The 24015-nt window shown below is 47.1% G+C and carries 3 protein-coding genes; 1 reads left to right on the top strand and 2 read right to left on the bottom strand.

What is annotated here, in order from left to right:
* Window positions 1–67: 67 nt before the first annotated feature.
* On the bottom strand, window positions 68–1513 hold the full coding sequence (locus H4W00_RS09245) for a TolC family protein (protein WP_209957510.1): 1446 nt from the start codon (window positions 1511–1513) through the stop codon (window positions 68–70).
* Window positions 1514–2114: 601 nt separating this feature from the next.
* On the opposite strand from H4W00_RS09245, the gene H4W00_RS09250 reads away from it, so the two are divergent.
* On the top strand, window positions 2115–2597 hold the full coding sequence (locus H4W00_RS09250) for a hypothetical protein (protein ID WP_209957513.1): 483 nt from the start codon (window positions 2115–2117) through the stop codon (window positions 2595–2597).
* Between the two features lie 64 nt (window positions 2598–2661).
* Here H4W00_RS09250 and H4W00_RS09255 read toward each other — a convergent pair whose 3' ends face one another.
* Window positions 2662–23952, bottom strand: a complete 21291-nt coding sequence (locus H4W00_RS09255) for a tandem-95 repeat protein (protein ID WP_209957516.1) — start codon at window positions 23950–23952, stop codon at window positions 2662–2664.
* Window positions 23953–24015: the final 63 nt, after the last annotated feature.

A 24015-nucleotide genomic window follows, 5' to 3' on the forward strand; every position in this document is an offset into this window, starting at 1 on the left:
TTAGCAGGTAGTCAATGATCGAAAAATGTAATAAAAATAGTGTTATTTAGGGCGTATTGATACAAAATCAGGGGGTATCTGTTAGCAACCTTGCTTTAGCCTCACTAGTGTTCGCATAACCGACAGTATCGTTGATAGGATCATTAATAGGATACGTATTTATATCATCTCTTTTCATAACAATAGGCTGAATAGCCACTTCATTCGTCGGCTGCCAGGCGATATCTCGACGGTTAAACCAGTTTTTGATAGGATCTAGCGGGTGATATAATGGCTGTGGCTGACGACTTTGATCGAACTGTTGCCACGACATCATACCAAAGTCGACTTGTAGCTTATAAAAGCTGGCGATAATAGAGGATTGGGTCTCAACCAGCTGTATCTGATATTGAGAGTGTTCACGCACCGCGTTAAGAACTTCAAGCCAAGACTTGCGCCCTGCAATGAACTGACGGCGATAAGAGCTAACCACAATTTGAGCACCTGCGACTGCGGCAATTAATGAACGCTCTTGATCTTTAGCACTAGCGAACTGCTGATATTGAGTTTGTATGGTTTCAAGAACCAGTCGTCTTGATGCTTCTTTTGATTGCTCAAGACTATTCACTCGCGACTCTGACGCCTGAGCCAGCGCCAGATTAGACAGTCCTGCCCCTGGATCATAGCTAAGACCCACTGAGAACTTGCCATCATCATTACTATTATTTTTGTCATCATGATAATAGTCATATCCGTATTGCGCATACACGGAGGGATAACGTGATGACTGCAATGATTTGACCCCTTGCTTAGCAGCTTCAACTCTATAATGCTCTTTTACGACAGTAGGATTGTAAAAACTGGCCTGGTCAAATGCCATCCGCTCAAAATCTTGTGAGTAACCTTTGGCACGCCCAACAAGCTCACTTAAGTTTGGTGCGGGCAACTCAGCTGCTGAGAGTCTACGACCAGTAATTTGCTCCAAGCGTGCAATAGCAATACGCTGCTGCTCAACCGCTCCTTGGTAAGAATTTTGCTCTTGTAGGATACGATTAGTAATCAAATCCATCTCGATACGTGCTGAGACTCCTTGACTGACACGACGCTGCATCATCGCCTCAAACTCTGCGAGTAACTGCAAATTGTCGTAATAGACACGCTGTTTAGATAAAGCGGCAATATAACTTTGCCACGCTTCAATTGTCGTTTTGGCCACTTGGTTTTGTTGCTCGTAGACGTACTCTATCGCTGCTTTGTCATCAAAAATCGCTTGATTCACATTCGCAGTCAACTTGCCACCAGTCCATAACGACTGTCTAATCTGTAGCTGCGACACCATGCCATCATTACGATCGTAACCTGACGATATGGTGGGAGCCGGCAGCATATTGAGCTTAGCGGCACGTATACTTACAGTGGTCGCTTGTTGTTCCGCGCGTGCAGCACCGACCAGAGGGTGGCTCTGGATTGCCTGATTAATCAGCGAACTCATATAAGTATCAGCATTGGCAAATGCTGCGCCCGACATCGTCATAAACAGCACGCTCAAGCATAGTCTATGCCATGTTTTTTTTATGATATAACTTTTTTTAGGCAATATTTTTATCGACGGGTCATGCTGATAAATGTTCATGAGGTTTGGCTCAGTCCTGCTTTAAGCAAATAAAAAATCAAGCGCTACGACATATAGTATGAAAATAGCGTAACTAAATTGGACCGTGTTGCATATTCAGAATATTTTTGAATGTGTCTGTCATCCCTGCTATAGATCAAGCCTCTTATTTAAATGACTTAATACTCGCAGACCAGAACATTGATGTCTATAATTAATATCATCACGTAAATATTTTATACTGATAGACTACTAAACACTTGTTTTTGGCTTATGGATCATAAAAACGATGATTAAACCCTCACCACTACCTACTCAAACAAGAAGACCAAAAAACAGGTCAATAATTGCTATTGTTCTGGCAGTGTTGCTCCACGTTGTAATTGCGCTCGTTATCTATTTTACCGTTTTTAAAGATAAACCGTCATCAATATTAGGGTCGTCACCTATCGACGGTGCTTCTCTAATATCAACAACCTCTGTAATAACAAAAGACCAGCGAGCATCGTCTGAGACAGCAGCAGTGAAGGACAACATAAAGGACACTACCCCGCAAGCTAGTAGCCTGCAAAACAATAAAAAAACGACTGATGCCAATAATAATTTGGTCAATAAAAATGCTGCTATAGATCAAAAACAAAGCTCTATCATTGAGGATACAACACAAGGAAGTAATATCTATGATTCACCAAATCAACCAATGAAGCTTACTGCCAACGATGATGCAGCAGGGTTTACAGACTCAGATATCAACAATCAACAGAGCCCGCCTGAATACAGGCTTAAGCAGACCAAACAATATCAACAGCTAGATGCAGAGATTGATAAAAATAATGAGCAATTGGCTAAGCTCATTGACGAGGTCAAAAAACGTAATCAAAGCCAAATACAACAGCATCAAACACCCAAACCAAACGCTAGCGATATCAAGAATACGCCAGCGATCGAATCTGATTATCCTATTACCCCTATTACCTCGTTATCAGAAGCAACTAACGATAAGTAAAACAGCCACTGGCAGTCTAGAAGCAGATAGATAGTTTTATATAAATGATGGTTAGTGACACAACTTATATTATCAAGGTAGTGTCGATGTCGATAGCCGATTGAATGAGAACATCATGCGTTCCGTTAGTATCGCCAAAGCTATAAACATCATAGCTATTACCATCTTGTTGTCTAGTACCGGTATTTGTCCAACCAGTACCAGATAACGAGACACTATCTGCACTATCACCATTGATAATCAGTTTTTTACCAGTCATCACCGTCTCATTCATAATATCAAGCACGTCACTAGTACTTAGATTGGTCAGTTTTTGTGCGCCATTACCCGTCATATCGATAACTTCAAAGCTCTCGAATACCGTTGAATCAAAGTTACTGAAGTCAATACTAGTGTCAGCTATATTAATGAGTAAGGAATCAATACCGTCACCGCCATCCATCAAAATATTGTCTGCGGTAAATACGATAGTATCATTACCTATGCCACCTTTGAGAGTATCAGCACCAATACCGCCATCTAAGAAATCGTTGCCACTACCGCCATCTAAGAAATCATTACCACTGCCGCCAACTAAGAAATCATTGCCACTGCCGCCAGCTAAGAAATCATTACCACTGCCGCCGATGAAAGTATCATTGCCAGCCCCACCAGAATAATTGACAGAATTGGTCTGATTGACCGAGATGAGTGCATCATCTTTATCTGTTCCGCTAAATGTTAAAGTAGGAGCAATATCAACATCGATATCAGTGACTAAAGTGGTCTGACTGGCACTATTCGCGGTTTCGACCGTTTGCAAGCTTATCTTCAGCGTACCAACATATGAGGTCGCTGATTGTACTAGTAAATCATTAAGTTGGGCCGGTGTGATGCCTACAATAGTATAGGTCTTAGTGGCAGCACTCCAAGTTACATCAATGGCAGTACCCGCACTAGTGGCGACTTTGAGGACATCACCATACAGATTCTCACCTGTAAGTATGACGTTGACCGTTTCACTACCATCAATATCTACCATGTTTGCATTTAGATTCAACGCTGTCCATTTCCCTTGAAAGCCGAGTACTGACGTTGGCTTAAAGATTATTTGGTCAGCGACTGGGGTTATATCAAGGTCAATAACTAGCGGCGCACTTATACTGCCACTGTCATTGATGACTTTCATCTCAATACCCTGTACTTCAGTGCCACTGATATTATTAGGAGGTACGATAAAGATATTGCTGGTTTCGCCGCTGTTGATACTACCTAAATTAGAGACATTGATTGACCATAAATTATCGCCGTCACCATCAATATCGCCATTGTTATTGGCCAATGCTTTGGTGCCATTTTTATTAGTGTAGTAGACCAAATAATCATTAGGAATATTATCCAAACTGATAGCAGCTGCCGTATCGCCTTCATCGATATTAGTAATCTTATAATCGATAGCAATCATCGTATCTTCATCACCTATAGCGGTGGTGGTTGAGCCATTACTACTACTGGTTATCTTCATGTTATCTGACTGTTTGGCCACCTTTATATCATAGCTATGCTCATAGGTCAGCGTGCCGCTATCGTGTTCTACGATATCAGTGACTTCTTTGTGCGCAGTATAAACCTTGACCACTGCACTACCATCCGCATTTTCAGCAGGAGTATATTTGATCATCACAGTATCAGGTGGATTTATACCACTTATAAAAGTATTGGCATCTGTTACTTTTAAGACATAATAAGTGCCAGCAGGGATATTACCAACAGCATTCGCTTGTAATGTGACTGGCAGTAATACATTACCACTGGCGTCAGTTAATACCCCAGCAGGACCAGTACCTGTGAATAGCTTGGTCTCATTAAGTTGTATATATAGGTTGCCATCGATAAGTTCTACATAGTCGCCATCAGCGCTATTTTTCAAGTTAATATTGATATTGACGGTAGTATCTTCAGCTATCTGTACAATCGTGTTTTTGCCAGCTGCGTCCATTGGGTCTGTAAGTGGCTTTATAGTGACCCTAACATTATCGATTTTGGCGATTGCCTCACGACCATTATTGTCTAAAGCGGTAAATATCACATCAAAACTAATATCCTGATTGGTTTCAGATACATTAGTACTAAAGTTAGCAGGTGGCGTTACTGTGATGGTATTAAGTGCCTCCTCCGGGGTGAGATTACTGGCCTCCTTAACGTCAATAAGATATTTTCCATTGACCTGCTGTATGCTCACATCATCATTAGGGCTCTGTAACAGAGTGCCTACTGGTAGGTTGCTTATAAGGAAAGTATATGCGATTACTGGTACTGAGAGATCAGAGACCAAGGTGGCGTTTAGTATGTCGCCTAATACTATTTTGGTATCCTCATCTGACTGTGATGGTTCTATTGTCTCTTTTTGAAAAATAGCTATCAAATCAGCAGTACGAGTAGGATCAGTGCTATCAGTAACCGGTCTGCTCAGAACGATATCAAACTTCTGTGCTTCAACCTTCTCCTCTTTACCATCACGACCTTGCCCATTGATATCTTGGGTAACACCCGTTACCTTAATCGCAAAAGTGCCTTCAGGAATGTTAGGGCTGCTTTCATTAAGCGCTAATACTAGCTCGTAGGTCGGTTGAGCGGCTGTGATTGCTTGGTCTGTTATATCAACATACCAAATACTATCTGACAATATACCACCTACTACAATTAGTCCTTCAGGTACATCTCTGACCTCTAGACGGGTAAAACTCTCTGAACCATCTTGGTCTAGGGAAGTCATAGAGACCACAACTGATAATGTATCATCGTTCCCGCTGTTATCAATCTTATTGTCTGTTGAGCTTAAAGTGATGACTGGTTGATCAGTGACAGATTGGAAAGTCACATTTACAATAGCACTCTTAGTTAAAGAGGTTTCAGATATCTCTGAATCATCTGATAGCTTAGTAATATCAGTATAAGTATAGTCAAACGCTATATTGACATTGCTATCACTGTGTAATTTATCACTATCATATTTAAACTCGACTTTTTGACCTGCCGTAATGGTTATGTTTTCGTTGGCCTTAAGAGCCACCACGCCACCATCTACTCGTAAGGTAAGGTCAGCGTCTGACAAGGTATTAGCTGAGATTATAATACTCTTCAACGCTTCATAGCCCGTCATACTATTGGCTGAGTTTGTAGTATCAGTACTGACAAAGGCTGCCTTAAAGTCTATCGTTGTCCATACATCTTCAGTGGCAACGATTTGCGGATTGTTCATTGTACTATCGGCAGCATCTGGTTTAACTAAAATAGTGACTTGTTTTTTGTCATGAGAAACACTGTTTCCTGACCCTGTCTCTGTGGTAACACCAGTAATGGTAAAGCTGACATCACCTGCGAAGTTGTTGGGTGCGACTAGTTGGGCGCTACCATCTTTTAGCGACTCTAGCATTATTGACCATACACGTTTGTCACCAACACCACCCAAAAATGTCACCCCTTCACCGGTCAGATTAAAACCGACAGGCAGACCCTCGACACGGTAAATCACCTGCTCAGCCAGAGGTACATCAGCATCATAGGCTTTGATATCGGCTACCGTATTAAATAAGTCAGATAACGCAATAGTTTTATTGACAGTAGCATCTACTGTTGCTTCATCGGTAATATAGGTATAGTTTTTACCACTTTCAGCACTTACCTTTAAGTCATCATTTAAGATGAGGTCAGCTTTGCCAACCACTGTAACCGGTAATGTTAGAATCAGAGGCACACTGATGTCACCATCACTCTCTTTACTGACTGATGATACTTGTAGATTTACCGTACCGCTAAAGTTTTCGGCAGGGATAAAGTATAATTTATCTACCGCTTTAGTATAGTCTGCGATGGTCACAGAGCCGTTAATAGGAACTAACTCTGTTATCGTAGTACCCTTATGAATATACAGCTGAGCCCCTACTGGTATACTTGAGATGGTGACATCATAAACTTCTGAGCCATCATTATCTCGTGAGCTTGGACGGATTTTTAGCGGAATACCTTTGGCAGAATCGATGACAGCAGCTGATGAACCATCACGCTGATTACCACCGTTGATTGCCTGATCTTCATTGCCTGTAGCAGGATCAACTGCTAGGGTCACTTTATCTGCGACACCTTTAACTACAAACGTCAAGTAACTCTCACCACTGGTTGTTTCCACTTTACCAGTACCATCTTCATCATAGTCTAGAGTCTTAGCCTGCACCTTTACTGCGGTACTTGCAGAAGCAGTTTTACTGAAATCACTATAATTTGTGGGCGCTGTTACCGTCACTGTATTAAGATAAGCGGCTGGAATGTCCACACCTAAGCCATTATCTATGATGCTAACAGTCTTACTGCCATTATTATAAGTAAATACAGCACCAGCAATAGAGGTAAAAACGGTGCCGTCCTTATTACCAAAGGTTAAGTGAGCGTAAGTCTGCTCAGAGTCGGTAGGGTTGTTGGTGTGGCTTTCTTGTCCAAAATTAACCGTATCATCTTGGTTAGACCATCCCGTTTGTAGATTGAACGTGCCATCAACGCCAAGATTGAATGCCGTATCTTCTTGCGCAGTGGTGGTGTAAGTGTGGTCTGAATTGATGGTTAAATCATCTACCTGATCACTATCGCTACGTCCTCCAACCATCTCGGCGACTGGAGTGACGGTGATCTTTTTAGGCGGTAACTCAGTCGTTTTACTATTACTATTACCACCATCGTCATCAATATCTGAGCTTGTGACTTTAAAAGTAAAGTTAGCATCTTTCGATGATTGTGCTGGTGGCTTGATTGAGAAATTGCTTAAGTCAGTTGAGCTTATGACGTTAACAGTGATATTGCTACCACCACTTATACCTGTGGTCGAATTACCGGCACTGTCTTTGTAAATCCAACCTTCTAATAGAGTAAACTCAATCTTAGTAATCGTTTCTGGATTGGCATTGCTTGTATCTGATTTATTATCGAGTACTTTAAAACCGAACTTATCAAGAGTCACTGCCGTGTCTTCAGTAGTGCTAATAGCGCTTGCAGTCATCCCTACTTGACCACCAACTGGAGTGACGGTTAAATTTACGTTGACCGTACTGATCAGCTCGACAGTTTTATCTTTAGGAGTAGAGGCAAGGTCAGAGTCATGATCTTGAGTATATAGCGATATAGTGACACTGCTCATGTCTCTTGAATCATAATCTGCAGACTTAATGCGAATCTGTGGCTCTGTACCAGCTCTAGCAATCAAGGTAGTTGCAGTGATAGTAGTACCACTTTGAGTAGCACCAATCAATACTTGACCACTAGCATTAGCGGTATAAAGAGTCGCCGTGGTACTACCCGCGGGTGTAAATTCGATAATAGCACCAGAAATTAGACCTTTTATCACAAATCCATAAGTCTCTTGATTACTGGTGCCACCTACTAGGTCACCAAACTTAGTGGTTATTGGTAGGGTGGTATATTCGCCTTCATTTGCTGTGGCTGTGAATGTGTTGCCACTAACATTTGCTGCGTCCGCTGTATATCCGAACTGACTGACATCATCACCAGTCGCGTTGTTACCGACACTATCAGTAACGGCTTGAACATTGACAACAATGTTAGTGGTAGACGTTGCACCTGCAATAAGAGTGCCACCTGTATTGACAGGATTGCCATTGCTATCTACCCTTGCAATATCGCCGTCTGTATTAACCTCGTATTCAGTGACTGACATACTAATAGATATGTTTGTCGCATTGTCTTTGGGCGGTGTCAGTGTCATCGATTCAAACTCAGCTTTGGTCATAGTGGCTGTTAGCGAGCTTAAGTTTGGTGGATTATTAATAATAGGCACATCACTAAGTTTTATTCTAATCGTTTGATTGGCAGTAGTATTAATAATTCCGCTACCATAATTCAGCACTACACCACTAGGTATACCCGTTAAAGTGATTAAACCAATACGCTCAGGATTATCAGTATTATTGACAGCGCCATTTAAATCTTGATTGTCAGTAATGGTAGGCGCTTTCAAACCTAACAGCACTGTAGTATCTTCAGGAGTTGAAACGCTAACTGCAGTAAGCCCAGGTTTGTCAGATACTGGTTTTACGGTGATGGTTAGGGTTTGGCTTGCTGTTTCGCGAGTAGCACCAGTAACGCCATTAGACACATTGGCAGTGATTACAGGTAATGTGCCGCTATAATCAGTGGTTGCTGTATATACATAAGTACCATCGCTGTTAAAGATAATCTCACCAACTTTATTACCGTTTATCACTACATTTTGAGCTGTATTGTTTGCATTGATAGGATCTACACTAATAGTTGTCCCACCACCAATCTCAAAACTCTCTACGGTTAGCTGCTCACCAAAGTCTGGGTCATCGGTATCATTTGCATCAAAGATAGTAGCTTTAACACCGCTTTTGGTGGTTGTGCCATTTTCATTGATAGTAATCGCATTATTAGCCAGTGCAATGCCACCATCGTTAGTACCGATAATCGTCACTTCAACATAGCGGATTTCACTTTTGCTGATTTGATTACCGTTAGCAGTAGTGACAACACTTTTATTGTCTGCTACCTGCACTGCATAACGAATAGTAACGCTCTGCCCCTCAGGGATAATATCAAGCGCAGTTGAGATAGCGTTAATGTTCCAACTTCCCTGACTATTGTCGGTTTTGGTTACAGAGAATATGTTTTCTAAAGCTGTCTTCTGCTCAGTAGTTAACGAAGTGAGCGTGTTGCCGCTACCATAGCTGTATAAGTTTTCAGTTTTTAGATAGCTGAGTGTTAGCGTATCAGTGGTATCGACATCAGCAAAGTTTATGACCCCTGTTCGAATGATAGCAACAGTATCTGTTTGTTCTGTAATCTGCCTTGAATCGATGATACCTGTGGCAGTAGCACCGTTAGTAATCGTTGGACGGTCATTGGTGCCAGTAATGGTGATAGTAAGGCTTGAAGTTGATGTCTGACCATCTTGGTCAGTAATAGTATAGTTAAATATTTCAGTTACTTTTTGTTCTTGAGCAAGAGCTTGTACTGAAGAGTTACTGTTGTTAAGAGTGTAACTATAAGTTCCATCACTGTTTTTGGTGACACTGCCATAGTTGGCTGTTTCACTACCCCATACGATTTTTTGGATAGGTGTGTTGCCCAAATTATCGTTGGTTAATACATTACCAGTAACCGTTGCCGCTCCTGAATCTTCTATAAGACTTTTGGTGTCTGGTTGGGCAACTGGAGTGATATTTGGATAGTTCAAGGTGATGAGCGCTGGATTAGACTGCAAACCGTTAAGGTCGGAAACCACGTACTTGACAGGCGTAGGGTCTGAGGTAAAGCCCGTCTTCGGGGTAAAGGTGACCTCGCCTGTAACTGAGCTTATAGTCCAGACACCTTCATTAGCAACAGTAATGCTGCTCACTTGAGTGCCAGTATTGGGGTCAATGAGTCGCACGCGGGTAGCGTCAATGTTGTTTTCAAGATCGCTGTCGTTGTCCAACACTCTGATTACCAATGGCTGACCACTGATACCAGTTTTAGTGTCATCCACGGCAACAGGCGCATCATTTACTGGGGTGACGGTGATGTCTAAGGTGGTGCTAACGCTGCCCCCTTTACTATCAGTCACGGTGTAGACCACTTGTGGCGCGCTGCCATTAAAGTTGGTGGCAGGAGTAAACACATAGCTGCCATCACTGTTGAGCGTCAATGTGCCGATGGTGCTACCATTAGCGGCGGTGATTGTCGTTGCTGTGCCTAGGGTTAATGCTTCTGAAGTACCATTGCCATTGGTATCAATGGTCGCAGAACTTACGGTGAGGGTGTCACCATCCACATCGGTGTCGTTGCTTAGTACGTTACCAATGATGCTGGTGTCTTCTAGGGTGGTTGTCACTTCAGGGGCAACAACGGGTGCATCATTTACTGGGGTGACGGTGATGTCTAAGGTGGTGCTAACGCTGCCCCCTTTACTATCAGTCACGGTGTAGACCACTTGTGGCGCGCTGCCATTAAAGTTGGTGGCAGGAGTAAAGGTATAGCTGCCATCACTGTTGAGCGTCAATATGCCAATGGCGCTATCATTAGCGGCGGTGATTGTCGTTGCTGTGCCTAGGGTTAATGCTTCTGAAGTACCATTGCCATTGGTATCAATGGTCGCAGAACTTACGGTGAGGGTGTCACCATCCACATCGGTGTCGTTGCTTAGTACGTTACCAATGATGCTGGTGTCTTCTAGGGTGGTGGTCACTTCAGGGGCAACAACAGGTGCATCATTTACTGGGGTGACGGTGATGTCTAAGGTGGTGCTAACGCTGCCCCCTTTACTATCAGTCACGGTGTAGACCACTTGTGGCGCGCTGCCATTAAAGTTGGTGGCAGGAGTAAAGGTATAGCTGCCATCACTGTTGAGCGTCAATATGCCAATGGCGCTATCATTAGCGGCGGTGATTGTCGTTGCTGTGCCTAGGGTTAATGCTTCTGAAGTACCATTGCCATTGGTATCAATGGTCGCAGAACTTACGGTGAGGGTGTCACCATCCACATCGGTGTCGTTGCTTAGTACGTTACCAATGATGCTGGTGTCTTCTAGGGTGGTTGTCACTTCAGGGGCAACAACAGGCGCATCATTCACAGGAGTGACAGTGATGGTTTCAATAGCACTGGCGGTGGTGCTGCCATCACTGATGGTGTACGGGAAGCTGACGCTGCCATTAAAGTTGCTATTTGGGCTAAAGTTGATGCCGCCATTGGCGTCAATGTTTACCACGCCATTAGGCACGGTAATGCTTTGAGTCGCGCCTGTTAAGGCTGTGCCATTGATGCTGGTGACCGTTAAGGGGTTGCCATCAATATCACTGTCACTCTTAAGGGGGTTGAGGGCCACTGACCCATCCTCAGCAACGGTGTATGCGTCGTTTACGGCAACGGGTGCATCATTTACTGGGGTGACGGTGATGGTTTCAATAGCACTGGCGGTGGTGCTGCCATCACTGATGGTGTACGGGAAGCTGACGCTGCCATTAAAGTTGCTATCTGGGCTAAAGCTGATAACGCCTTTGACGTCAATGTTTACCACGCCATTAGGCACGGTAATGCTTTGGGCGGTGCCTGGAGTAAGCGCGGTGCCGTTGATATTAGTAATGCTTAATGTGTCAAGATCTATGTCGCTATCCGCAATACCGGTTGTTAGCGGCGTCAATACTACTGACCCATCCTCAGCAACGGTGTATGCATCGTTTACAGCAACGGGTGCATCATTTACTGGGGTGACGGTGATGTCTAAGGTGGTGCTAACGCTGCCCCCTTTACTATCAGTCACGGTGTAGACCACTTGTGGCGCGCTGCCATTAAAGTTGGTGGCAGGAGTAAACACATAGCTGCCATCACTGTTGAGCGTCAATGTGCCGATGGTGCTACCATTAGCGGCGGTGATTGTCGTTGCTGTGCCTAGGGTTAATGCTTCTGAAGTACCATTGCCATTGGTATCAATGGTCGCAGAACTTACGGTGAGGGTGTCACCATCCACATCGGTGTCGTTGCTTAGTACGTTACCAATGATGCTGGTGTCTTCTAGGGTGGTGGTCACTTCAGGGGCAACAACAGGTGCATCATTTACTGGGGTGACGGTGATGTCTAAGGTGGTGCTAACGCTGCCCCCTTTGCTGTCAGTCACGGTGTAGGCCACTTGTGGCACGCTGCCATTAAAGTTGGTGGCAGGAGTAAAGGTATAGCTGCCATCACTGTTGAGCGTCAATATGCCGATGGTGCTACCATTAGCGGCGGTGATTGTCGTTGCTGTGCCTAGGGTTAATGCTTCTGAAGTACCATTGCCATTGGTATCAATGGTCGCAGAGCTTACGGTGAGGGTGTCACCATCCACATCGGTGTCGTTGCTTAGTACGTTACCAATGATGCTGGTGTCTTCTAGGGTGGTTGTCACTTCAGGGGCAACAACAGGCGCATCATTTACTGGGGTGACGGTGATGGTTTCAATAGCACTGGCGGTGGTGCTGCCATCACTGATGGTGTACGGGAAGCTGACGCTGCCATTAAAGTTGGCCTCTGGGGTAAAGAGGATGCCACCATTGCTGTCGATGCTGACGCTGCCATTAGGCACGGTAATGCTTTGAGCCGCGCCTGTTAAGGCTGTGCCATTGATGCTGGTGACCGTTAAGGGGTTGCCATCAATATCACTGTCATTCTTAAGGGGGTTGAGGGCCACTGACCTATCTTCAGCAACGGTGTACGCGTCGTTTACAGCAACGGGTGCATCATTTACTGGGGTGACGGTGATGGTTTCAATAGCACTGGCGGTGGTGCTGCCATCACTGATGGTGTACGGGAAGCTGACGCTGCCATTAAAGTTGGCCTCTGGGGTAAAGAGGATGCCACCATTGCTGTCGATGCTGACGCTGCCATTAGGCACGGTAATGCTTTGAGCCGCGCCTGTTAAGGCTGTGCCATTGATGCTGGTGACCGTTAAGGGGTTGCCATCAATATCACTGTCATTCTTAAGGGGGTTGAGGGCCACTGACCTATCTTCAGCAACGGTGTACGCGTCGTTTACAGCAACGGGTGCATCATTTACTGGGGTGACGGTGATGGTTTCAATAGCACTGGCGGTGGTACTGCCATCACTGATGGTGTACGGGAAGCTGACGCTGCCATTAAAGTTGCTATTTGGGCTAAAGCTGATGCCGCCATTGGCGTCAATGTTTACCACGCCATTAGGCACGGTAATGCTTTGAGTCGCGCCTGTTAAGGCTGTGCCATTGATGCTGGTGACCGTTAAGGGGTTGCCATCAATATCACTGTCACTCTTAAGGGGGTTGAGGGCCACTGACCCATCCTCAGTAACGGTGTATGCGTCGTTTACGGCCACAGGTGCATCATTCACAGGAGTGACGGTGATGGTTTCAATAGCACTGGCGGTGGTGCTGCCATCACTGATGGTGTACGGGAAGCTGACGCTGCCATTAAAGTTGGCCTCTGGGGTAAAGAGGATGCCACCATTGCTGTCGATGCTGACGCTGCCGTTAGGAGCAGCAATGACTTGTGCCGCTCCTGTCAGTACGGTGCCATTGATCGAGGTGATGGTTAAAGTATCACCATCGATGTCGCTGTCCCCTTTGAGTGGCGTTAAGATAACCGAGCCATCTTCATTCACACTATAGCTGTCATCAACGGCGATAGGCGCATCGTTGATAGGATCTACGGTGATGTCAAGTGTGGTATTAGCGGTGTCGATACCATCTGATACGGTGTAGGATATTTGTGGAACGCTGCCATTAAAGTCGGCTGCTGGGACAAAGCTATAGCTGCCATCGCTATTTAATGTCAGCTCCCCAATAGCGCTACCATTAGCGGCGGTGATGGTGGTGGCGCTGCCAAGGGTGATCGCCACTTGGGTGCCACTGCCATCCACATCAACGCTTGCGGCTGAAACGGTGAGCGTACTGCTATCTATGTCGGTGTCATTGTCAAGCACGTTGCCTGTCAAGGTGACGTCCTCATCCGTTGTCTCAACTTCAGGCTTGACCACAGGCGCATCATTCACAGAAGTGATGGTGATGGTTTCAGTCGCGGTATCCGTGCTGCCATTACCATCACTAATGGTGTAGTCAAATTCAACCTCACCATTAAAGTTAGCCTCTGGGGTAAAGAGGATGCCGCCATTGCTGTCGATGCTGACGCTGCCGTTAGGAGCAGCGATGACTTGTGCCGCTCCTGTCAGTACGGTGCCATTGATCGAGGTGATGGTTAAAGTATCACCATCGATGTCACTGTCCCCTTTGAGTGGCGTTAAGATAACCGAGCCATCTTCATTCACACTATAGCTGTCATCAACGGCGATAGGCGCATCGTTGATAGGATCTACGGTGATGTCAAGTGTGGTATTAGCGGTGTCGATACCATCTGATACGGTGTAGGATATTTGTGGAACGCTGCCATTAAAGTCGGCTGCTGGGACAAAGCTATAGCTGCCATCGCTATTTAATGTCAGCTCCCCAATAGCGCTACCATTAGCGGCGGTGATGGTGGTGGCGCTGCCAAGGGTGATCGCCACTTGGGTGCCACTGCCATCCACATCAACGCTTGCGGCTGAAACGGTGAGCGTACTGCTATCTATGTCGGTGTCATTGTCAAGCACGTTGCCTGTCAAGGTGACGTCCTCATCCGTTGTCTCAACTTCAGGCTTGGCCACAGGTGCATCATTCACAGAAGTGACGGTGATGGTTTCAGTCGCGGTATCCGTGCTGCCATTACCATCACTAATGGTGTAGTCAAATTCAACCTTACCATTAAAGTTGGCCTCTGGGGTAAAGAGGATGCCGCCATTGGCGTCAATGTTTACCACGCCATTAGGCACGGTAATGCTTTGAGTCGCGCCTGTTAAGGCTGTGCCATTGATGCTGGTGACCGTTAAGGGGTTGCCATCAATATCACTGTCATTCTTAAGGGGGTTGAGGGCCACTGACCTATCTTCAGCAACGGTGTACGCGTCGTTTACAGCAACGGGTGCATCATTTACTGGGGTGACGGTGATGGTTTCAATAGCACTGGCGGTGGTGCTGCCATCACTGATGGTGTACGGGAAGCTGACGCTGCCATTAAAGTTGCTATTTGGGCTAAAGTTGATGCCGCCATTGGCGTCAATGTTTACTACGCCATTAGGCACGGTAATGCTTTGAGTCGCGCCTGTTAAGGCTGTGCCATTGATGCTGGTGACCGTTAAGGGGTTGCCATCAATATCGCTGTCACTCTTAAGGGGGTTGAGGGCCACTGACCCATCCTCAGCAACGGTGTATGCGTCGTTTACAGCAACGGGTGCATCATTTACTGGGGTGACGGTGATGTCTAAGGTGGTGCTAACGCTGCCCCCTTTACTATCAGTCACGGTGTAGACCACTTGTGGCACGCTGCCATTAAAGTTGGTGGCAGGAGTAAAGGTATAGCTGCCATCACTGTTGAGCGTCAATATGCCGATGGTGCTACCATTAGCGGCGGTGATTGTCGTTGCTGTGCCTAGGGTTAATGCTTCTGAAGTACCATTGCCATTGGTATCAATGGTCGCAGAGCTTACGGTGAGGGTGTCACCATCCACATCGGTGTCGTTGCTTAGTACGTTACCAATGATGCTGGTGTCTTCTAGGGTGGTTGTCACTTCAGGGGCAACAACGGGTGCATCATTTACTGGGGTGACGGTGATGGTTTCAATAGCACTGGCGGTGGTGCTGCCATCACTGATGGTGTACGGGAAGCTGACGCTGCCATTAAAGTTGGCCTCTGGGGTAAAGAGGATGCCACCATTGCTGTCGATGCTGACGCTGCCATTAGGCACGGTAATGCTTTGAGCCGCGCCTGTTAAGGCTGTGCCATTGATGCTGGTGACCGTTAAGGGGTTGCCATCAATATCACTGTCATTCTTAAGGGGGTTGAGGGCCACTGACCTATCTTCAGCAACGGTGTACGCGTCGTTTACAGCAACGGGTGCATCATTTACTGGGGTGACGGTGATGGTTTCAATAGCACTGGCGGTGGTGCTGCCATCACTGATGGTGTACGGGAAGCTGACGCTGCCATTAAAGTTGGCCTCTGGGGTAAAGAGGATGCCGCCATTGGCGTCAATGTTTACCACGCCATTAGGCACGGTAATGCTTTGAGTCGCGCCTGTTAAGGCTGTGCCATTGATGCTGGTGACCGTTAAGGGGTTGCCATCAATATCACTGTCATTCTTAAGGGGGTTGAGGGCCACTGACCTATCTTCAGCAACGGTGTACGCGTCGTTTACAGCAACGGGTGCATCATTTACTGGGGTGACGGTGATGGTTTCAATAGCACTGGCGGTGGTGCTGCCATCACTGATGGTGTACGGGAAGCTGACGCTGCCATTAAAGTTGCTATTTGGGCTAAAGTTGATGCCGCCATTGGCGTCAATGTTTACTACGCCATTAGGCACGGTAATGCTTTGAGTCGCGCCTGTTAAGGCTGTGCCATTGATGCTGGTGACCGTTAAGGGGTTGCCATCAATATCGCTGTCACTCTTAAGGGGGTTGAGGGCCACTGACCCATCCTCAGCAACGGTGTATGCGTCGTTTACAGCAACGGGTGCATCATTTACTGGGGTGACGGTGATGTCTAAGGTGGTGCTAACGCTGCCCCCTTTACTATCAGTCACGGTGTAGACCACTTGTGGCACGCTGCCATTAAAGTTGGTGGCAGGAGTAAAGGTATAGCTGCCATCACTGTTGAGCGTCAATATGCCGATGGTGCTACCATTAGCGGCGGTGATTGTCGTTGCTGTGCCTAGGGTTAATGCTTCTGAAGTACCATTGCCATTGGTATCAATGGTCGCAGAGCTTACGGTGAGGGTGTCACCATCCACATCGGTGTCGTTGCTTAGTACGTTACCAATGATGCTGGTGTCTTCTAGGGTGGTTGTCACTTCAGGGGCAACAACGGGTGCATCATTTACTGGGGTGACGGTGATGGTTTCAATAGCACTGGCGGTGGTGCTGCCATCACTGATGGTGTACGGGAAGCTGACGCTGCCATTAAAGTTGGCCTCTGGGGTAAAGAGGATGCCACCATTGCTGTCGATGCTGACGCTGCCATTAGGCACGGTAATGCTTTGAGCCGCGCCTGTTAAGGCTGTGCCATTGATGCTGGTGACCGTTAAGGGGTTGCCATCAATATCACTGTCATTCTTAAGGGGGTTGAGGGCCACTGACCTATCTTCAGCAACGGTGTACGCGTCGTTTACAGCAACGGGTGCATCATTTACTGGGGTGACGGTGATGGTTTCAATAGCACTGGCGGTGGTGCTGCCATCACTGATGGTGTACGGGAAGCTGACGCTGCCATTAAAGTTGGCCTCTGGGGTAAAGAGGATGCCACCATTGCTGTCGATGCTGACGCTGCCATTAGGCACGGTAATGCTTTGAGCCGCGCCTGTTAAGGCTGTGCCATTGATGCTGGTGACCGTTAAGGGGTTGCCATCAATATCACTGTCATTCTTAAGGGGGTTGAGGGCCACTGACCTATCTTCAGCAACGGTGTACGCGTCGTTTACAGCAACGGGTGCATCATTTACTGGGGTGACGGTGATGGTTTCAATAGCACTGGCGGTGGTACTGCCATCACTGATGGTGTACGGGAAGCTGACGCTGCCATTAAAGTTGCTATTTGGGCTAAAGTTGATGCCGCCATTGGCGTCAATGTTTACCACGCCATTAGGCACGGTAATGCTTTGAGTCGCGCCTGTTAAGGCTGTGCCATTGATGCTGGTGACCGTTAAGGGGTTGCCATCAATATCACTGTCACTCTTAAGGGGGTTGAGGGCCACTGACCCATCCTCAGTAACGGTGTATGCGTCGTTTACGGCCACAGGTGCATCATTCACAGGAGTGACGGTGATGGTTTCAATAGCACTGGCGGTGGTGCTGCCATCACTGATGGTGTACGGGAAGCTGACGCTGCCATTAAAGTTGCTATTTGGGCTAAAGTTGATGCCGCCATTGGCGTCAATGTTTACCACGCCATTAGGCACGGTAATGCTTTGAGCCGCGCCTGTTAAGGCTGTGCCATTGATGCTGGTGACCGTTAAGGGGTTGCCATCAATATCACTGTCACTCTTAAGGGGGTTGAGGGCTACTGACCCATCCTCAGCAACGGTGTATGCGTCGTTTACAGCAACGGGTGCATCATTTACTGGGGTGACGGTGATAGTTTCAATAGCACTGGCGGTGGTGCTGCCATCACTGATGGTGTATGGGAAGCTGACGCTGCCATTAAAGTTGCTATCTGGGCTAAAGCTGATGCCGCCATTGGCGTCAATGTTTACTACGCCATTAGGCACGGTAATGCTTTGAGTCGCGCCTGTTAAGGCTGTGCCATTGATGCTGGTGACCGTTAAGGGGTTGCCATCAATATCACTGTCACTCTTAAGGGGGTTGAGGGCCACTGATCCATCTTCAGCAACGGTGTACGCATCGTTTACAGCAACAGGTGCATCATTCACAGAAGTGACGGTGATGGTTTCAGTCGCGGTATCCGTGCTGCCATTACCATCACTAATGGTGTAGTCAAATTCAACCTCACCATTAAAGTTGGCCTCTGGGGTAAAGAGGATGCCGCCATTGCTGTCGATGCTGACGCTGCCGTTAGGAGCAGCGATGACTTGTGCCGCTCCTGTCAGTACGGTGCCATTGATCGAGGTGATGGTTAAAGTATCACCATCGATGTCGCTGTCCCCTTTGAGTGGCGTTAAGATAACCGAGCCATCTTCATTCACACTATAGCTGTCATCAACGGCGATAGGCACATCGTTGATAGGATCTACGGTGATGTCAAGTGTGGTATTAGCAGTGTCGATACCATCTGATACGGTGTAGGATATTTGTGGAACGCTGCCATTAAAGTCGGCTGCTGAGACAAAGCTATAGCTGCCATCGCTATTTAATGTCAGCTCCCCAATAGCGCTACCATTAGCGGCGGTGATGGTGGTGGCGCTGCCAAGGGTGATCGCCACTTGGGTGCCACTGCCATCCACATCAACGCTTGCGGCTGAAACGGTGAGCGTACTGCTATCTATGTCGGTGTCATTGTCAAGCACGTTGCCTGTCAAGGTGACGTCCTCATCCGTTGTCTCAACTTCAGGCTTGGCCACAGGTGCATCATTCACAGGAGTGACGGTGATGGTTTCAGTCGCGGTATCCGTGCTGCCATTACCATCACTAATGGTGTAGTCAAATTCAACCTCACCATTAAAGTTGGCCTCTGGGGTAAAGGTGATCGCACCGTTAACGTCAATCTTGACCACGCCATTATCTACAGCAATGCTTTGGGCGACCTCTGGGGTAACCGCGGTGCCATTAATATTGATGATGCTTAGCATATCGCCATCAATATCACTATCGCCCTTGAGGGGATTGAGGGCTATTGACCCATCCTCAGCAACGGTGTACGCATCGCTTACAGCAACGGGTGCATCATTTACTGGGGTGACGGTGATGGTTTCAATAGCACTGGCGGTGGTGCTGCCATCACTGATGGTGTACGGGAAGCTGACGCTGCCATTAAAGTTACTATTTGGGCTAAAGCTGATAACGCCTTTGACGTCAATGTTTACTACGCCATTAGGCACGGTAATGCTTTGAGTCGCGCCTGTTAAGGCTGTGCCATTGATGCTGGTGACCGTTAAGGGGTTGCCATCAATATCACTGTCACTCTTAAGGGGGTTGAGGGCCACTGATCCATCTTCAGCAACGGTGTACGCATCGTTTACAGCAACAGGTGCATCATTCACAGAAGTGACGGTGATGGTTTCAGTCGCGGTATCCGTGCTGCCATTACCATCACTAATGGTGTAGTCAAATTCAACCTCACCATTAAAGTTGGCCTCTGGGGTAAAGAGGATGCCGCCATTGCTGTCGATGCTGACGCTGCCGTTAGGAGCAGCGATGACTTGTGCCGCTCCTGTCAGTACGGTGCCATTGATCGAGGTGATGGTTAAAGTATCACCATCGATGTCGCTGTCCCCTTTGAGTGGCGTTAAGATAACCGAGCCATCTTCATTCACACTATAGCTGTCATCAACGGCGATAGGCGCATCGTTGATAGGATCTACGGTGATGTCAAGTGTGGTATTAGCAGTGTCGATACCATCTGATACGGTGTAGGATATTTGTGGAACGCTGCCATTAAAGTCGGCTGCTGAGACAAAGCTATAGCTGCCATCGCTATTTAATGTCAGCTCCCCAATAGCGCTACCATTAGCGGCGGTGATTGTCGTTGCTGTGCCTAGGGTTAATGCTTCTGAAGTACCATTGCCATTGGTATCAATGGTCGCAGAGCTTACGGTGAGGGTGTCACCATCCACATCGGTGTCGTTGCTTAGTACGTTACCAATGATGCTGGTGTCTTCTAGGGTGGTTGTCACTTCAGGGGCAACAACGGGTGCATCATTTACTGGGGTGACGGTGATGGTTTCAATAGCACTGGCGGTGGTGCTGCCATCACTGATGGTGTACGGGAAGCTGACGCTGCCATTAAAGTTGGCCTCTGGGGTAAAGAGGATGCCACCATTGCTGTCGATGCTGACGCTGCCATTAGGCACGGTAATGCTTTGAGCCGCGCCTGTTAAGGCTGTGCCATTGATGCTGGTGACCGTTAAGGGGTTGCCATCAATATCACTGTCATTCTTAAGGGGGTTGAGGGCCACTGACCTATCTTCAGCAACGGTGTACGCGTCGTTTACAGCAACAGGTGCATCATTCACAGAAGTGACGGTGATGGTTTCAATAGCACTGGCGGTGGTGCTGCCATCACTGATGGTGTACGGGAAGCTGACGCTGCCATTAAAGTTGCTATTTGGGCTAAAGTTGATGCCGCCATTGGCGTCAATGTTTACTACGCCATTAGGCACGGTAATGCTTTGAGCCGCGCCTGTTAAGGCTGTGCCATTGATGCTGGTGACCGTTAAGGGGTTGCCATCAATATCGCTGTCATTCTTAAGGGGGTTGAGGGCCACTGACCCATCCTCAGCAACGGTGTACGCATCGTTTACAGCAACAGGCGCATCATTTACTGGGGTGACGGTGATGTCTAAGGTGGTGCTAACGCTGCCCCCTTTACTATCAGTCACGGTGTAGACCACTTGTGGCGCGCTGCCATTAAAGTTGGTGGCAGGAGTAAACACATAGCTGCCATCACTGTTGAGCGTCAATGTGCCGATGGCGCTATCATTAGCGGCGGTAATTGTCGTGGCTGTGCCTAGGGTTAATGCTTCTAAAGTACCATTGCCATTGGTATCAATGGTCGCAGAACTTACGGTGAGGGTGTCACCATCCACATCGGTGTCGTTGCTTAGTACGTTACCAATGATGCTGGTGTCTTCTAGGGTGGTGGTCACTTCAGGGGCAACAACGGGTGCATCATTTACTGGGGTGACGGTGATGTCTAAGGTGGTGCTAACGCTGCCCCCTTTACTATCAGTTACGGTGTAGACCACTTGTGGCGCGCTGCCATTAAAGTTGGTGGCAGGAGTAAAGGTATAGCTGCCATCACTGTTGAGCGTCAATATGCCAATGGCGCTATCATTAGCGGCGGTGATTGTCGTTGCTGTGCCTAGGGTTAATGCTTCTGAAGTACCATTGCCATTGGTATCAATGGTCGCAGAGCTTACGGTGAGGGTGTCACCATCCACATCGGTGTCGTTGCTTAGTACGTTACCAGTAATGCTGGTGTCTTCTAGGGTGGTGGTCACTTCAGGGGCAACAACAGGCGCATCATTCACAGGAGTGACAGTGATGGTTTCAATAGCACTGGCGGTGGTGCTGCCATCACTGATGGTGTACGGGAAGCTGACGCTGCCATTAAAGTTGGCCTCTGGGGTAAAGAGGATGCCACCATTGGCGTCAATGTTTACCACGCCATTAGGCACGGTAATGCTTTGAGTCGCGCCTGTTAAGGCTGTGCCATTGATGCTGGTGACCGTTAAGGGGTTGCCATCAATATCACTGTCACTCTTAAGGGGGTTGAGGGCCACTGACCCATCCTCAGCAACGGTGTACGCGTCGTTTACAGCAACGGGTGCATCATTTACTGGGGTGACGGTGATGGTTTCAATAGCACTGGCGGTGGTGCTGCCATCACTGATGGTGTACGGGAAGCTGACGCTGCCATTAAAGTTGCTATTTGGGCTAAAGTTGATGCCGCCATTGGCGTCAATGTTTACCACGCCATTAGGCACGGTAATGCTTTGAGTCGCGCCTGTTAAGGCTGTGCCATTGATGCTGGTGACCGTTAAGGGGTTGCCATCAATATCACTGTCACTCTTAAGGGGGTTGAGGGCTATTGACCCATCCTCAGCAACGGTGTACGCATCGCTTACAGCAACGGGTGCATCATTTACTGGGGTGACGGTGATGGTTTCAATAGCACTGGCGGTGGTGCTGCCATCACTGATGGTGTACGGGAAGCTGACGCTGCCATTAAAGTTACTATTTGGGCTAAAGCTGATAACGCCTTTGACGTCAATGTTTACTACGCCATTAGGCACGGTAATGCTTTGAGTCGCGCCTGTTAAGGCTGTGCCATTGATGCTGGTGACCGTTAAGGGGTTGCCATCAATATCACTGTCACTCTTAAGGGGGTTGAGGGCCACTGATCCATCTTCAGCAACGGTGTACGCATCGTTTACAGCAACAGGTGCATCATTCACAGAAGTGACGGTGATGGTTTCAGTCGCGGTATCCGTGCTGCCATTACCATCACTAATGGTGTAGTCAAATTCAACCTCACCATTAAAGTTGGCCTCTGGGGTAAAGAGGATGCCGCCATTGCTGTCGATGCTGACGCTGCCGTTAGGAGCAGCGATGACTTGTGCCGCTCCTGTCAGTACGGTGCCATTGATCGAGGTGATGGTTAAAGTATCACCATCGATGTCGCTGTCCCCTTTGAGTGGCGTTAAGATAACCGAGCCATCTTCATTCACACTATAGCTGTCATCAACGGCGATAGGCGCATCGTTGATAGGATCTACGGTGATGTCAAGTGTGGTATTAGCAGTGTCGATACCATCTGATACGGTGTAGGATATTTGTGGAACGCTGCCATTAAAGTCGGCTGCTGAGACAAAGCTATAGCTGCCATCGCTATTTAATGTCAGCTCCCCAATAGCGCTACCATTAGCGGCGGTGATTGTCGTTGCTGTGCCTAGGGTTAATGCTTCTGAAGTACCATTGCCATTGGTATCAATGGTCGCAGAGCTTACGGTGAGGGTGTCACCATCCACATCGGTGTCGTTGCTTAGTACGTTACCAATGATGCTGGTGTCTTCTAGGGTGGTTGTCACTTCAGGGGCAACAACGGGTGCGCTGTTGACATATTTATCGTTATTCCTACTACTAATACCAGCAACTAAACCGACTAATCCAAGACCGGCCGCTGCGGGTATCCACCATGGCATACCTGCTGCTGCAATATATTCTGTACCGCCTAATGCCTGCCCTTCCACATCTCCTATCTCTAATTGAGTCACGTAATCATAGGTTTCGCCAGTATCAGGAATGTAATAATAGTACTCGCCATCTTCGCCAATTCCGAGCAGCGAGATATCTTTTTTATTATAAAAATTTTCAATAATAAGGTCACTATCTTGGCCGTCTTTTTCAAATGAGACGTGTAAATCATTTTTTATACGTTTAGTAATAATATGGTTGGGAGCACGTCCAATAGCGGTATCATGAAACTCGTAGTTAACTTTGTCCACCGCATTAATGATAGTGGGCTTACCATCTTCAGTGATGACCTGCACTTCATTAACAGTACTAGTAGCGTTATGTGTCTTAACAATAATAATATTCATATTCTCACCTTTCGTTTTTTATTTTTTTGATACCGGTTAAATTATTTTTGTATCAGGCAACCT

The sequence above is a fragment of the Psychrobacter sp. PL19 genome (assembly GCF_017875835.1).
Taxonomy (GTDB): Bacteria; Pseudomonadota; Gammaproteobacteria; order Pseudomonadales; family Moraxellaceae; genus Psychrobacter.